This is a genomic window from Sphingopyxis sp. Geo25, assembly GCF_949769135.1.
In the GTDB taxonomy this organism is placed as follows: Bacteria; Pseudomonadota; Alphaproteobacteria; order Sphingomonadales; family Sphingomonadaceae; genus Sphingopyxis.
On record NZ_CATKOZ010000007.1, the window covers coordinates 115,968 to 130,424 of the forward strand.

Here is a 14,457-nt window from a genome sequence, read left to right on the forward strand (position 1 = left end):
CCCGTGTCAGCCGCTCTTGTCCTTTTCATTCTTGAGCGCACCCTCGCCCAGGTCGGGACGTTCGGCGCTTTCGATGAAGTGCCGGACTTCGACGGCGGCCTTTTCGAGCTGTTCGAGATGCGCCTTCAGCGCCTCGATCTGGAGCACGGGGTCGAAGATGTCGCCGGGATTTTCGACGAGTTCCTTGCCGTCCTTTTCCTTGATCGGCTTTTCGCCATGCTCCTTGAACTCTTTGAACTCCTTGAATTCCTTGTGCTCGATCTTCTCGTTCTTGTTCTCCTTGAGCTCATTCTTTTCGAGCTTTTCGTGCTTCAGTTCCTTGTGCTCGATCTTTTCGATTTTCTCGATCTTCAGCTCCTTGTGGAAGTTCTTGCCTTCCACAATTTCGATCTTTTTCTCGAGTCTTTTGGGTTGCTTGGCCATGATGTCTCTCCAGTTTGTCAGAAAACCGGACGTGCTGCCCTTTGAGGGGGCGGGCAGCGATGCGACCTCATGATCGTCCGCGGCGAGGGCTGCGCTCCGCCCCCGGCCCGGTCAAGGCAAAGACAGGGTCGGCGTGCGCTAATCGCGACGAGAATCGGCGTTAATTTCGCCTTGGCGATAAAGGCGGCCAGCGATGGCACACTATCCCGTGGGGGGTGATCGCGGGGTGGATGTCAGAGCAGGCTGAGGAGATCGGCGGGTGCGGCTTCTGCCGCTTCCTCATCCTCTTCGCCCTCGAACTTGCTCAGCGTGATGCCGAGCAGCCGGATGCCTTGCTCGGTCGGCAGCAGCGGGGCCAGGATCGCCTCGCCTGCGGCGAGCAGCGCCGTGCCGTCGACGATCGGCGCGGGAACGGTCCGCGCGCGCGTAATTGTCTGAAAATCGGCGTAGCGCAGTTTCAGCGTCACGGTCCGCCCGCGCGCGCCTTTCTTTGCCGCGCGGTCCCACACCACGGTGCAGACATGCGCCAGCGCCTCGCGGATCTCGGTGTCGGTGATCAGGTCGTTGAAGAAGGTGCGCTCGCCGCCGAGCGACTTCAGCGGCCGGTTCGATTTCACCCGCCGATGATCAATTCCGCGCGCCAGATTGTGGAGCCACTCTGCGCTGTTGCCAAAATTCTCGGCAAGCCACGCCATGTCCTTCGCCGCGAGATCGGCGCCGGAAAAAATGCCGAGTCCCTCCATCTTCGCCGCGGTCACCGGGCCGATGCCGTGAAAGCGGCGGATCGACAGCGTCTGCACGAAGGCCGCGCCTTCGCCGGGGCGAATGACGGTCAGCCCGTTGGGCTTGTTCTGGTCCGATGCGAGCTTGGCGATGAACTTGTTGTACGAGACACCGGCCGAGGCGGTGAGCCCCGTCTCCTCGCGGATCCGGCAGCGGATCAGCTTCGCGGTCGCGGTTGCGCTGCCGAGTCCGGCCTTGTCGCGGCTGACGTCGAGATAGGCTTCGTCGAGTGACAACGGCTCGACCTCGTCGGCATAGTCGCGGAAGATCGCGCGAATCTGGTGGGAGATATCGCGATAGACCTCGAAGCGGGGGGGCACGAAGATGAGGTCGGGGCATTGGCGCTTCGCGGTGATGCTCGGCATCGCCGATCGCACCCCGAACTTGCGCGCTTCATAGCTCGCAGCGGCGACGACGCCGCGCCGCGACGAGCCGCCGACTGCGACGGGCTTGCCGCGGAGTGCCGGATCGTCGCGCTGTTCGACCGACGCGTAAAAGGCATCCATGTCGACATGGATGATCTTGCGAACGGGCGGGTCGGGCCCGTCGTTGGGAACTGGATCTTCGCCATTTTTCACGCCGATGGTCTAGCATGTTGCCGAAATGTTCTCAATGTTCCGTGCAAGGGCGCGCTTGACGCCGCGCGGTCAAACTGGCAATCGCCGCCGACCTTGGAGATGCGGGTATAGCATAGTGGTAATGCTCTAGCCTTCCAAGCTAGCTAGGCGGGTTCGATTCCCGCTACCCGCTCCAAATTTCTGTCCGCTGATGTGCGCATTCGACTGGACAGTCCCCACAGAATGACGGTATTTAGCGGATGTTGAGCCGTAGGCGTCCATCGGCGTTCGCATTCAGCCCCCAACCGGTGGGGGTATGATTGGGGGGTGTTTGCAGACGGCCAATTCGGTACCCCCATGTTTGGGGGTATGTCATGGGCATTGTCCCGGAAAGGCTGACAGCAAATGGCGCTTACAGACGTGGCAATCCGAAACGCTAAACCGGGCGCGAAGGCAATCAAGCTGGCGGACGGGGCGGGCATGTTTCTGCTGGTCACCCCGGCTGGCGGAAAACTGTGGCGACTCAAGTATCGGATCGATGGGCGGGAAAAACTGCTCGCGATTGGGGCTTACCCTGACATCGGGCTGAGCGAAGCCCGCAAGCGGCGCGAGGAAGCGCGGGCGATGATCGCGCAGGGCAAAGACCCCTCGCGCGAAAAGCAGCGCGACAAAGTTCGCTCGCGGATACGGGCAGCGGATACCTTCACCGCAATCGCCAGTGAATATTGCGCCAAGCGCAAACGTGACGGTGAAAAAGGATGGTCGCCCGCCACTGCGACCCGTAGCGAATATCTACTGTCAATTCTCAATCCCGCCATTGGCAAGCTGGCCATCGCGGAAATCGAGCCTGCGGACATTCTGGCAGCGGTGCGTAAGATCGAAGCCAAAGGCAATCTGGAGAGTGCGCGCCGGACGCTGCAACTCGCCAGCATGGTTTTCCGGTATGCCGTATCGACGGCGAGGCTTCGTTCCGACCCAACCCGCGATCTGCGCGGCGCGCTAACTGCGCCAACGGTTACGCACTACGGCGCAATTACCGAACCCAAGCGCGTTGGCGAACTGCTGCGCGCCATCGATGGCTATGAAGGCAGCGGCATTACCAAACTGGCCCTGCAAATCGCCCCGCATGTGTTCGTCCGCCCCGGCGAACTGCGCCATGCCGAATGGAGCGAATTCGATCTGGACGGCGCGCTCTGGATCATCCCGGCAGGCAAGATGAAAATGCGCAAGGCGCACCATGTCCCGCTTTCAAGGCAAGCGGTGGATTTGTTCCGCGAAGTGCAGGCTGTAACGGGGCCGAGTGGCTACGTTTTCCCTTCCGTGCGCACTCGCGCCCGCCCCATGAGTGAAAACACCATCAATGCGGGCCTGCGACGACTGGGATATGCCAGCGATGAAATGACAGCGCATGGCTTCCGCGCGATGGCTTCGACGCTGTTGAACGAAAGTGGCAAGTGGCACCCCGACGCCATCGAACGTGCGCTCGCACATGGGGATAATGACAAAGTGCGTGCGGCCTATCATCGGGGGGTGCACTGGAAAGAGCGCGTTGAAATGGCACAATGGTGGTCGAACTATCTCGACCAGTTACGCAAAGGGGCGGACATTGTGCCCTTCCCCGAACGGGAAGCGGTCTGACTGACTTGGCGATGTGAATAAGTGGCGTTAAGCCCCTCAATTCGATTTGTGAGGGGTTATAGAGCGTGGATATTCAAGGTTACGTCAGCGAAATTCGCGCGCTCTATGCCAGTGGCCAGTCAACCGAACACAGTTTCCGGCCTGCCTTGGCCAAATTGTTTGGCTCCATCGATCCAGCATTGACCGTTATCAATGAACCCAAACACCTAACAGACGTTGGCGCGCCCGATTTCGTGTTCAACCGTGGTGACGTTGCCATCGGCTGGTGCGAGGCTAAGGACATTGGCAAGGACGTGCGGCAATTCGCCGCCACCGATTACAGCAAGGCCCAAAAGGAACGCTACAAGAAGGGCCTGCCCAACCTGATCTATACCAACGGGCTGGACTTTGAATTCATACGCGATGGCGAGTCGGTGGATTTCGTCACCATTGCCGACCTGATCCCGACGTTGCCTGCGCGGGCCGAAAGCTTCCCGCTTCTGGAAAACCGGCTGCGCGACTTCGCGCGAGTTACGCCGCTTAGCGTCACTTCGTCGGCCAAACTGGCCGCGATGATGGCGGGCAAAGCGGCGATCATAAAGGACATCATGGGCCGCGCACTGGTGACGGACATGAAGGCACGCGATGTCACAGGCACGGCAACCGACTTGGTCGGCCAGTATGAGGCATTCAAGACCAGCCTGATCCACGACATCACCGTGGAGGAATTTGCCGACATCTATGCCGAAACGATCGCCTATGGCCTGTTCGCCGCGCGGCTCCATGATGAGACTCCGGACACATTCACCCGTGCCGAGGCGCTGGACCTGCTACCCAAAACCAACCCGTTCTTGCGCGAACTGTTCATCTACATCGCAGGCCCCAATCTGGACGAACGCCTACGCCGCGTGATCGATGAACTGTGCCACGTGTTTTGCGCGACCGATATGGACCGGGTGCTGCGCAATTTCGGCAAGATCACCGCACGGCAAGACCCGTTCCTGCATTTCTATGAGGACTTTCTGGCCGAATATAACCCGGCCAAGCGCAGGGCGCGGGGCGTGTGGTATACGCCCGAACCCGTCGTGAATTTCATCGTGCGCGCGGTGGACGAGGTGCTGAAATCCGAATTCGGGCTGGCCGACGGCTTGGCCGACACCAGCAAGATCACCATCGATTGGGACACCGGCCAGAACGATCCCAAAACAGGCAAGCCCGCCCACCTCAAGAAGGAAGTCCACCGCGTCCAGATTCTGGACCCAGCTACCGGCACCGGCACTTTTCTGGCCGAAGTGGTGAAGCTGGTTTCCGAACGGATCAAGGGCGTCGCGCCGGGGCAGTTGTCGGCTTATATCGAGCGCGACCTGATCCCGCGCCTGCACGGGTTCGAGCTGCTGATGGCCAGCTATGCCATGTGCCACATGAAGCTGGACATGATCCTGACCCGGCTAGGCTACAAGCCATCGGCCCAGCCGCCGCGCCTTGGCGTTTACCTGACCAATAGCCTTGAGGAAGGCGAGAGGGTGGAACAGACCCTGTTCGGCCTGTCCCGCGCCATTGCCAATGAGGCCAAGGCCGCCAGCGACATCAAGCGCCAGACTCCAATCATGTGCGTGATCGGCAACCCGCCTTATTCGGGCCATTCCTCCAACAAAGGCGCATGGATTGAAGAACTGATGGCCCCTTACATGCTGGAGCCGGGCGGAGTTCAGAGACTACAAGAGCGAAACCCAAAATGGGTCAAGAAGGATGAGCATAAGTTCATTCGTTTTGCCGAACACATGATCGCCAAAAATGGCGAAGGAGTTTTGGGCTTCATTTCCAGCCACGGCTACCTAGCCGATCCAACCCTACGTGGCATGCGATGGCATCTAATGCAGACTTTTGACCGCATCTACGTTCTGGACTTGCACGGCAATGCTAACAAGAAAGAGGTTTGTCCCGACGGCTCACCGGACAAGAACGTGTTCGACATTATGCAAGGAGTCGCGATTATCGTCGCCGTAAAGCGGCAAAGGGATGATACAAAATCCAAGGCGCTCGCTGAGGTGTTTCATGGAGAACTCTGGGGAGAACGTGAAGGGAAGTATGCGACACTTTGGAATGGCCTCGCGACAGAGATTTGCGATAGTTTGTTGCCGCATAAAGCGCCGCAGTATCCCTTTGTGAATCGTGATTATGATGTGGAATCCGTTTATGCAGAGGGCTTCTCCATTGTCGAACTCATGCCGGTCAACACGACTGGAATTCAATCAGGGAGCGAAGAGCGGTTTATAGGTTTCAGCAAAAATGCCTTGTCTAAACGGTTATCAGATAACGGAATTTCGGAAGACTATGAAATAGTTCCGTATTTGCATAAGCCCTTCGATAAGAGGTGGTTCACTTTTTTTGATAATCCTTCCCCTTTTATGGCAAGCGGGTATTTGCCAAAATCCTATCGCGCGCGCTCAAATGTTTCTCGACACCTCAGAGAAGAAAACTTCGCACTCCTATTTGGCAGGACGAATAAATCACAGGAAATTGATCATTTTCTTGTTTCGCGATGGATGTCAGATGTAAAGTGCGCGGAGCGCGCCAGCGGTAGCATGTTTGCGCCATTCTACCTCTACCCCGACGCGGGCACGCTAGATCAAACAATCCGCGTCAATTTCGATCCCAAGCTATATGCGCAAATCCGCAAGGTTGCTGGCCTCACCGGCCCCCAAACCGCACCCAATGGCACCGACTCCTTTCGCAAAGCCACAGGCGATGCTCGCCCCGATGAGGTCAAGGTGTTCGACTACATCTATGGCGTGCTGCACTGCCCAGAATATCGGGCCACCTATGCCGAATTCCTAAAAATCGACTTCCCCCGCATCCCCTTCCCGACCAGCCCGGAAAGTTTCCGCGCGATCAGTGAACAGGGCGAGGCACTGCGCCGCCTGCACCTGATGGAGGATGCCGCAATCGGTGCAACGCCCTATCCCTTCCACGGTGACGGCGACAGCGTGGTGGACAAGGCGCGCCATGAGAACGGCCGAGTCTGGATCAATGCAGAGCAGTATTTTGACGGCGTGCCCGCGATTGCATGGGCCTTCCACATCGGCGGTTATCAGCCAGCGCAAAAGTGGCTGAAGGATCGCAGGGGCCGCGCCTTAACCTATGACGACATCCGCCACTACCAGCGCATCATTAAAATCCTGGCCGAAACCGACCGCATCATGCGCACCATCGAATTGCCCATCGGCGGCGATGCAACGGCAAAATGAGCGCGGCCGGTCCTCGCTGGGTTCCAGCCTTCGCCGCATTCGACGCGCTGCGAAAGCAATATGAGGCGTCCAATTATTACACCGATGACGAAGTTTGCTGGAAGGCCGCAGGCGAAGCCCTGTTTAGGCGTTTGCAATCCGGACAGCTGCCATCGCGGGCGGCTTCGGTAAGCGAGGAATGGGAAGACGGACTTGATAACGAGCCACCGCCTTGGCCGAGCCGCGACGCTGATAACATGATCCCGGTCTCGATAAGTTTTTGGAGAGGTTTTGTGGCAAGCAAGCCGGTCCATCAGGAATGGGATTGGCTGGCTGGCGATTTCGAGTTCAAGGTGATCGCCCCCGATACCAAGAGCGACTGGGGTATCATAGGCAGGGGCGCGGCTATCGGGTTGGAAGTAGATGCTAACCGCCTGCCGCATGTTTCATGGTCGCTGCCAAACGGCGACAAGGATGGGCAAGCGGCCCACTCCACCGGCCAACGCGGCGGTGGCCGTCCAGCCGCGAACTGGTGGCCTGACTTTGCCGAGGAACTGGCCGTCTATATTCATGACAACGGCATACCCGAAGGGCAAGGGCATGACGGGCAATCAACGCTGATAGATGCCGTATTCGCGCGCATGTCAGAGCAAGGAAAGCCGGAGCCGGGCCGGGGCACGGTGCAGCCCGTGGTGAACGCGGTTTTGCGGCGAATTCGCTCAGCCGGAAACTGAATCGCCGGTGGTTTTCGGCTATTTCCGGCCTCAATTGGCTGATCTTTCCGGCCTGCCAAACGAAAAACGGCCCCGTTCCACCATGAACGGAGCCGAACATGAAGAGCCATATTTCTGAACCGCTTGCCTACAGCATTTCCGACGCTTGCCGGGTCACGTCGATTGGGCGGACCCGCCTTTATGCGCTCATCGCCGAAGGGCGACTGGATGTGCTCAAGATCGGCAGGCGCACCCTGATCCCGGCCGCATCACTGCGTGCGCTGATTGAAGGACAGGCCTGATCGCCGTGGCCGCGCGACGGCCTACACCGCAACGGGTCAAGCTCCACCGCATCTACAGCACGGCGGAACTGGCGGCGTGTTGCGGCGTCCACAAGAACACCGTGCGGCACTGGCAAGCTAATGGGCTGAAGCCGGTCAGCAAGGGCCGCCCCACCTTGTTTGACGGGGCAACCGTTCGCGCCTTTCTTGCCAAGCGCAACGCCAGCCGCAAGCGGCCATGCCCACCCGGAACGCTTTATTGCTTCAAGTGCCGCCAGCCGCGCGCGCCTGCCATGGGGATGGTGGAAGCCACCCGCCAGAATGCCACCGCCGGCAACCTGAGCGGCATTTGCGAAACGTGCGGCACCATGATGCACCGAAGCACCCGCTTGGCCGCTATCCCCTCCGTCATGCCCAATCTGGACGTCCAAATCAGGGAGGCAGGCCCACGCATATGTGAGCGCACCGAACCTTCCCTGAATTGTGACAATCGCAAGGACTGACAGACCATGGCAAAACACAATGCTGCGAACGCCCGGATCAAGCGCGAATATTTCACCTATCTGAAGGAAGCGCAGCGCCGGGACGAAGGATCGATCGATGCCGTGGCGAAGGCGCTGGCACGCTTTGAAGAGGCGAACGGGCACAAGGATTTCAAGACCTTTCACCGGGCGCAGGCTGTGGCCTTCAAGCACAAGCTGGACAAGCAGCCGGCCGTCCGCACCGGCAAGCCCCTGAGCCGGGCGACGGTCAATTCCACCCTGTCAGCCCTGCGCGCGTTCTTTGTATGGCTGGCGGGGCAGCCCGGCTACAAGTCCCGCCTGTCCTATGCCGATGCCGATTATTTCAACCTGGCCGAAAAGGACGTGCGGATTGCCAAGGCGGCACGGCACAAGGCGTTCCCGTCGCTGGAACAGGTCCATCACGTCATCGCCGCCATGCCGACCGGCACCGCCATTGAATTACGCAACCGGGCACTGGTGGCCTTCGCCCTGCTGACCGGCGCGCGGGACGGGGCGCTGGCTTCGTTCCGGCTGAAGCACCTCGATCTGTTGCAGGGCCGCGTCGATCAGGACGCCCGCGACGTGAAGACAAAGGCCAGCAAGACCTTTGCGACTTGGTTTTTCCCGGTTGGCGGTGAAGCCCTGCCAATTGTGCGGGACTGGTGCCACTACCTGCACGACACCCTTCTTTGGGGCGATGATGACCCGCTGTTTCCGCCCACGCAAATCGGCCTTGGCGAAAATGGCGGCTTTGCGCCGGTTGGCCTTCGCCGTGGCGAATGCTGGCAAGGTGCCGGGCCAATCCGCGATATATTCCGTAAAGCGTTCGCAGCGGCCGGCCTGCCCTATTTCAACCCGCATTCGCTGCGCGATACGCTGGTGCAGCATGGCGAACAGGTCTGCACCACGCCGGAGCAATTCAAGGCATGGTCGCAGAATCTAGGGCACGACCGGGTAATGACGACGCTTACCAGCTACGGTACCGTTGCCCCGCACCGGCAGGCGGAATTGATCCGGGGCATGGGGGCGGCTAAGGGTGCGGACGGCAAAATAGCGGCGGAGGTCGATCCGGCCTTGGTCGCGCAAGTGCTGGCGGCGATGCAGAGTTTACCGGGAAAAGGGTAACTTGAATTCAAGGCGCGCTTGGGACCGGTCTCCGCTGACCTTGGGGTTGGCGGGTAGGCCGCGATCCTGTCGCCCGTAATTGCACCTAGCCAGCACATTTGGGGGTATGATTGGGGGTATCTGGCAAATCAAAACGATTACGACTGACGCAAATCTTACGTTTTCAAGGCATTTAGCGGTTCCCGCTACCGCTCCATCCCCTTTTTATCGTCTGAATTCCTCGCAAGGCGGCTTTGATCGGCCGCTGCGCCGTGCCGTTCCTCTGCCGGGCGTGCCACGTGGCTTGACCAGGAGCCATATTGACGTTAGTAAAACTATCATTGTGGTATCGGAACAAACATCAATTGAACCGACCAAGCCTTCGCTGCGCAGGGCGCAGACGGCGCTGACCCGCGAACGGATTTGCGACGCCGCCGCCGGGCTGCTTGGCGAGGACGGGGACCAGAGCGCCATTACGTTCAGGGCGGTTGCAGAGCGCGCGGCGGTTACCGAAATGACGGTCTATCGCCACTTCCCCAATCGCGAAGCCTTGCTGCGTGGCATATGGGAACGCATCAACGCCCGGATGGGGCCGGGGATCGGTATGCCGACGAGCGTCGGCGAGCTCCGGGGCCAGCACGACAAACTCTATGCGGGTTTCGATCGGGTCGCCCCCCAGATCATCGCCGCCATCGCGACGCCGCAGGGACGCGAAATGCGCGCCGCGCTGAACGGGGAACGACAGGAAGCCTTTCTTGCCATTGTGGCGGATGCCGCGCCCGAGCTTGAAGGCAAGCGCAAGCGGCAAGTCGCCGCGCTGCTCCAGCTTCTCCACAGCGCCTATGCCTGGGCCTCGCTGCGCGAGCAGTGGGACTTGCACGGCGCCGAAGCGGCGGAGGCCACGCGCTGGCTGATCGAACTGATTCTAGAACAGATCAAGGATCCGATGAAATGATTGCCCATGTTTCGATTCCCTCCGCCGACCCTCAAGCGACCGCGCTCTTGTTCTCGGCCCTCATCGATGGACAGGCTTTCACATTTCCTGTCGTGCCGGGCGCGTGGATCGCCGTTGCGCGCGATGGTTCGGGAACGGCCGTGGAGGTCTATCCCGTCGGCATCGCTCATCATCCCGGCGTCGGGGAAGCCGACCCTCTGCTCGTTCCCGAGGAACCGGCGCAGATGCCGTGGGAGGATCAGATTATTTCCGATGGCGACCCTTTGCGCCCGTCAGCCTTCCATATCGCTATCGTCACGGGCCTCGATGACGAACAGATTTTCGCGCTGGCGCGGGAAGCGGGGATTCGGGCGATCCGCTGCGAACGGGGCGGCGTTTTCGGCCTGATCGAGCTCTGGATCGACAATATGACCCTCGTCGAAGTCCTGACCAGCGTCGATGCCGCACGCTATCGCGATTTCATGAATCCGGCACAATGCGCAGTGATGTTCGGACCGGGGTCTGCGCGGGCACTGGCCGCCTGAGTCCGCCGTTGGCCAATGCAGGCCGGATCGGTTGCACGCCTTCAGCCGGTCGCGCGGTCCATCGCTTCCATATGCGCCTCGGGCGGTTCGCACGGGGCGGGTGGATCGCCTTCGGCCGTCGTAAAGCGCGCGCCGCGTTCGAGCGTCTTGTGAACGGGACAGCGTTCGGCGATCTCCATCATTCGGGTGCGCTGCTCGGCGTCGATCGCGCCTTCGATCGAGATGCGGACGTTGAAAAGGTCGGGCTGGGGATCGGCGAGCTCCTTCTGGTGGCCGACCGCGGTGCGGATGCGCGTTACCGGCCATTTCTTGCCGTCGGCATAGAGGCGCAGCGTCATCGTCGTACAGGCGGCGAGCGCGGCGGAGAGGAGGTCGAAGGGGCTGGGGCCCGTGCCGCCGCCGCCGACGCTGACCGGCTCGTCGGCCAGGAACACATGGTCGCCCGTGCTGATCGCAACCTGGAACTTTCCGTCGCCCGTCTCTTCGGCTTCGGCATCAACCGGCGGCAAGGGTGCTTCGGGCGGCGGGGTCAGATAGGGGCTCGCCCAAGCCGCGATCATCGAACCGACGCGCTGAACGTCCTGCGGGCGGCTGAGCAGATGGTCGGCGTCGTCGAGCGAGAAGAAGCTCTTGGGATGGCGCGCCGCGACGTAGATTTTGGTGGCATTTTCGATGCCGACCGTATCGTCGAGCGGGGCGTGCATCACGAGTAGCGGACGACGAAGCGCCGCGATGCGCGCGCCCTGATCCTGCGAGCGCAAATCGTCGATCAGGCCGCGCCCGACGCGGAAACGCCGCCCGGCGAGCAGGACGTCGGCGGCGCCCTCGGCGTCGATCGTCGCGATTGCCGCGGGATCGAACTGATGGAGCGTATGGGCGACATCGAACGGCGCATTGATCGTCGCGACCGCGCGGATCGCGGGCAGGTCGACCGCCGCGGCAATCGCGGCCGCACCGCCAAGGCTGTGGCCGATCAGCAGCGACGGTGCCTTGCCGTCGTCCGCGAGCGCCCGCGCGGCCGCCTTCAGATCCTGCACGTCGAACGAAAAGCGGCTGTCGGCGAAATCGCCCTCGCTCTCACCGAGACCGGCGAAGTCGAACCGCAGCACGCCGATGCCCTCGCGCGCGAGCAGGCGCGCGATCCGCACCGCCGCGCGGTTATCCTTTCCGCAGGTGAAGCAATGGGCGAAAATCGCCCAGCCGCGCACGCGCCCGCCGGGAAGCTCCATCCGTCCCGACAATGTCTTGCCCGCCGAGCCGGGGAACCGAAACGGCTGCGTGACCATGCGCCTTCTCCTTCTTCGGTGACGGGGCCATGCTACGCGTGTTGCGGCGACGGGTCACGCGGAATGCGCCGATGCCGATCGGCCGACAGGAACTTTCGGCGCGTCCTCTCGTTCTAACAGCGCACACGAATTGCAGGAACAGGCGGCGCGACGATGGATCGCCCGGCTTTTGGAGGGCCGTTTTACTGCCTCTCCGGAAGGCGGCTTTCCGTGCCCGCCGGTTAGGAGATGTCTGATGTTCAAATGGGCTTTGATCTTTGCCGTGATCGCGTTGCTGGCGGCACTTCTCGGGTTCGGCGGTGTCGCCGGGGCCGCCGCGGGCGTAGCAAAGATATTGTTCTTCGTCGGTTTGGCGCTCGTCGCGCTTTTCCTCATTCTCGGCGTGGTCGCTGGACGCAAGGTCGTTTGACGGCGACCGGTCGTTTCGCAATCCTCGACGATCGGGACAGGCGGCATTGGTGCCGCTCCCCGGACGGAATCGACGAGCCCCACCGCGGGAAGGCGGTGGGGCTTACCCCTTTTGGGCATTTGTGCCCCCATTTCGCGCGATGGTAGGATGCCGCCTTCAAAACGGGTGAGGGCGGTGCGGTGCATAAATCTTCCGTTGTAACCATGTCGATACCGAAGCCGGCGTTCGGTGTCCCGGCGCCCTGGTTCAAGGCGCCGGTGCTCGACGGGAATCCGCGATATTCCTTCCATACGATAGCGGGACGCGTCGCAATCCTGTTCTTCATGGGATCGGCGCGCGATGCGGCGATCAAGTCGGCGCTCGATGTGCTTCTTTCGTCGGACCGTTATGACGATTCGCGCGTCTGCCTGTTTACCGTGACGCACGATCCCGGCGATGTGTCGTCGGGCCGGATCGCTTCAGGGCAATATGGGGTGCGCCACTTCCTCGACCACGACCGTGCGATAAGCACGATCTATGGCGCGTGTCGCGAAGGCTCGGATCGCTACGAAGCCTATATTGCCGTTCTCGACCGCCAACTGAGGGTCGCGGGCCGCTATCCGCCGTCTCAGGCGACCGAGGCGCTGGCGCTCGCAGGCCGTCTGATCGACGAGGACCAACCCGAAGACTGGGCGCCGGTGCTCCGCATTCCGCGCGTCCTCGATCGTGCGACTTGCCGGCACCTCATCGATCTTTACGAGGCCGATGGCGGCGCGGATTCGGGGTTTATGCGCGAAGTCGACGGGAAAACCGTTTCGATCATCGACCATGGCCACAAAAGGCGATCGGACTATACCATCACCGATATGGAGCTCCGCCGCTCGCTCGTCGGCCGGATCAACGACTGTGTGCGGCCGGCGATCAATCTGGCCTATAATTTCGACGCGTCGCGCATGGAGCGCTATATCGTCGCATGCTACGACGCATCGGTCGGCGGACACTTCCGGCCGCATCGCGACAACACGACCAAGGGCACAGCCCATCGGCGTTTTGCCGTCACCATCAACCTCAACGATGACTTCGACGGCGGCGAACTGTGCTTTCCCGAATTCGGGTCGCGCACCTATCGCGCGCCGCCGGGTGGTGCGATCGTGTTCGGCTGCGGCCTGCTTCACGAAGCAACGCCGGTGACGCGCGGACGGCGTTATGCCTTTCTGCCGTTCCTGTACGACGACGCCGCGGCTGCGCAGCGTGAGGCAAACAACGTCTATCTGGGCGACGGCGTCGGAGCCTATAGCGCGGGCTAGGGTCCTGACCCTAGCGATACCGGACCGCAGCGACTTGCGCCCCGATGAACGCGGCGGCGCTTTTGCGACAATTTGCGACAATTTTTCGCCCATCCGGCAATTCGCTGGGACAAATCGTATTTAGAACGCCCTTATCGGAACAGCGCTTGTTCCCGCATGAGGAGTTCGTGACGTGAAAAAGATTTCGCTTTTGACGCTGGGTGCCGCGTTGATCGCCGCACCCGTTTTCGCCGCCCCCGGTCAGGTGGCAAAGGGCGACGCCGATGCCAATGGTACGCTGACGCGCGCCGAGGCGCAGGCGCATGCGACCGAAATGTTCGCCAGGATGGACGTCAACAAGGACGGCAAGCTCGACGCCAGCGACCGTAGCGCCAAGCGCGCGGATATGCAGGCCAAGATGTTCGAGCGTCTCGACGCGAACAAGGACGGCAATATCAGCAAGGCCGAATGGGACCAGCACAGCGCCGATCGCGTGGCGAAGCGCGCCGAGAAGCGCGCCGATGCCGGTGACGGCAAGCGCGGGATGCGCGGTCATCACGGCAAGCGCGGCGGTCACGGCATGATGATGGCGCGCGCCGATACCGATGGCGACAAGGTGATCAGCCAGGCCGAGTTCCAGACCGCGGCGCTCGCGCGTTTCGACGCGGCCGACGCGAACAGGGACGGCCAGGTGACCGCCGAGGAACGCGCTGCGCAGCGCGAGGCGTGGAAGGCGAAGGCCGGCGAATGGCGCGCGAAACGCGCCGCCGCTCCGGCTGCTCCCGCCAGCGAATAACCCCATGGCGCGGG

General features: G+C 61.4%; 14 protein-coding genes and 1 tRNA gene. 12 read left to right on the forward strand and 3 right to left on the reverse strand.

The window, feature by feature from the left end; genetic code table 11:
- Positions 1-6: 6 nt before the first annotated feature.
- A complete protein-coding gene (locus QOL68_RS16325; RefSeq protein ID WP_058454793.1) occupies positions 7-423 on the reverse strand; it encodes a hypothetical protein in 417 nt (138 codons plus the stop codon).
- A 233-nt stretch (positions 424-656) separates the two neighbouring features.
- Positions 657-1,784, reverse strand: coding sequence for a DNA polymerase IV (dinB, locus tag QOL68_RS16330; protein ID WP_282950112.1), 1,128 nt, complete (start codon positions 1,782-1,784; stop codon positions 657-659).
- Positions 1,785-1,885: 101 nt separating this feature from the next.
- Between dinB and QOL68_RS16335 the strand changes: the two genes are divergently transcribed.
- The 9 genes from QOL68_RS16335 (at position 1,886) to QOL68_RS16375 (ending at position 10,687) form a co-directional block, all read left to right on the forward strand.
- Positions 1,886-1,959: transfer RNA gene (locus tag QOL68_RS16335), tRNA-Gly, on the forward strand.
- A 209-nt stretch (positions 1,960-2,168) separates the two neighbouring features.
- A complete protein-coding gene (locus QOL68_RS16340; protein ID WP_282950113.1) occupies positions 2,169-3,401 on the forward strand; it encodes a tyrosine-type recombinase/integrase in 1,233 nt (410 codons plus the stop codon).
- Between the two features lie 65 nt (positions 3,402-3,466).
- Positions 3,467-6,628, forward strand: coding sequence for a type ISP restriction/modification enzyme (locus QOL68_RS16345; protein WP_282950114.1), 3,162 nt, complete (start codon positions 3,467-3,469; stop codon positions 6,626-6,628).
- Positions 6,625-7,341: a hypothetical protein gene (locus QOL68_RS16350; protein WP_282950115.1), complete on the forward strand. Its 717-nt coding sequence runs from the start codon at positions 6,625-6,627 to the stop codon at positions 7,339-7,341. The genes QOL68_RS16345 and QOL68_RS16350 overlap by 4 nt, the downstream gene beginning before the upstream one ends.
- A 98-nt stretch (positions 7,342-7,439) precedes the next feature.
- Positions 7,440-7,622, forward strand: coding sequence for a helix-turn-helix domain-containing protein (locus tag QOL68_RS16355; protein WP_282950116.1), 183 nt, complete (start codon positions 7,440-7,442; stop codon positions 7,620-7,622).
- A gap of 5 nt (positions 7,623-7,627) precedes the next feature.
- Positions 7,628-8,104: a helix-turn-helix domain-containing protein gene (locus QOL68_RS16360; RefSeq protein WP_282950117.1), complete on the forward strand. Its 477-nt coding sequence runs from the start codon at positions 7,628-7,630 to the stop codon at positions 8,102-8,104.
- Positions 8,105-8,110: 6 nt separating this feature from the next.
- The gene (locus tag QOL68_RS16365) at positions 8,111-9,229 is read left to right on the forward strand and encodes a tyrosine-type recombinase/integrase (protein WP_282950118.1); all 1,119 of its coding nucleotides are present in this window, start codon (positions 8,111-8,113) and stop codon (positions 9,227-9,229) included.
- Positions 9,230-9,335: 106 nt separating this feature from the next.
- Complete coding sequence (locus QOL68_RS16370) at positions 9,336-10,163, forward strand: TetR/AcrR family transcriptional regulator (protein ID WP_282950119.1); 828 nt, start codon at positions 9,336-9,338, stop codon at positions 10,161-10,163.
- On the forward strand, positions 10,160-10,687 hold the full coding sequence (locus QOL68_RS16375; protein ID WP_282950120.1) for a hypothetical protein: 528 nt from the start codon (positions 10,160-10,162) through the stop codon (positions 10,685-10,687). Before QOL68_RS16370 ends, QOL68_RS16375 begins: the two co-directional genes overlap by 4 nt.
- A 41-nt stretch (positions 10,688-10,728) precedes the next feature.
- Here the strand turns inward: QOL68_RS16375 and QOL68_RS16380 are convergent, their stop codons facing one another.
- Positions 10,729-11,973 (reverse strand): bifunctional alpha/beta hydrolase/OsmC family protein, encoded by a 1,245-nt coding sequence (locus QOL68_RS16380; RefSeq protein ID WP_282950121.1) that lies wholly within the window; start codon positions 11,971-11,973, stop codon positions 10,729-10,731.
- A gap of 235 nt (positions 11,974-12,208) precedes the next feature.
- On the opposite strand from QOL68_RS16380, the gene QOL68_RS16385 reads away from it, so the two are divergent.
- The 3 genes from QOL68_RS16385 to QOL68_RS16395 all read left to right on the forward strand — a co-directional run bounded on the left by QOL68_RS16385 (position 12,209) and on the right by QOL68_RS16395 (position 14,443).
- Entirely contained in the window at positions 12,209-12,382 is a 174-nt protein-coding gene (locus QOL68_RS16385) for a DUF1328 family protein (protein ID WP_082657675.1), read from the forward strand.
- A gap of 203 nt (positions 12,383-12,585) precedes the next feature.
- Complete coding sequence (locus QOL68_RS16390) at positions 12,586-13,668, forward strand: 2OG-Fe(II) oxygenase (RefSeq protein WP_282950122.1); 1,083 nt, start codon at positions 12,586-12,588, stop codon at positions 13,666-13,668.
- Between the two features lie 172 nt (positions 13,669-13,840).
- Entirely contained in the window at positions 13,841-14,443 is a 603-nt protein-coding gene (locus QOL68_RS16395) for an EF-hand domain-containing protein (protein ID WP_282950123.1), read from the forward strand.
- Positions 14,444-14,457 lie beyond the last annotated feature (14 nt).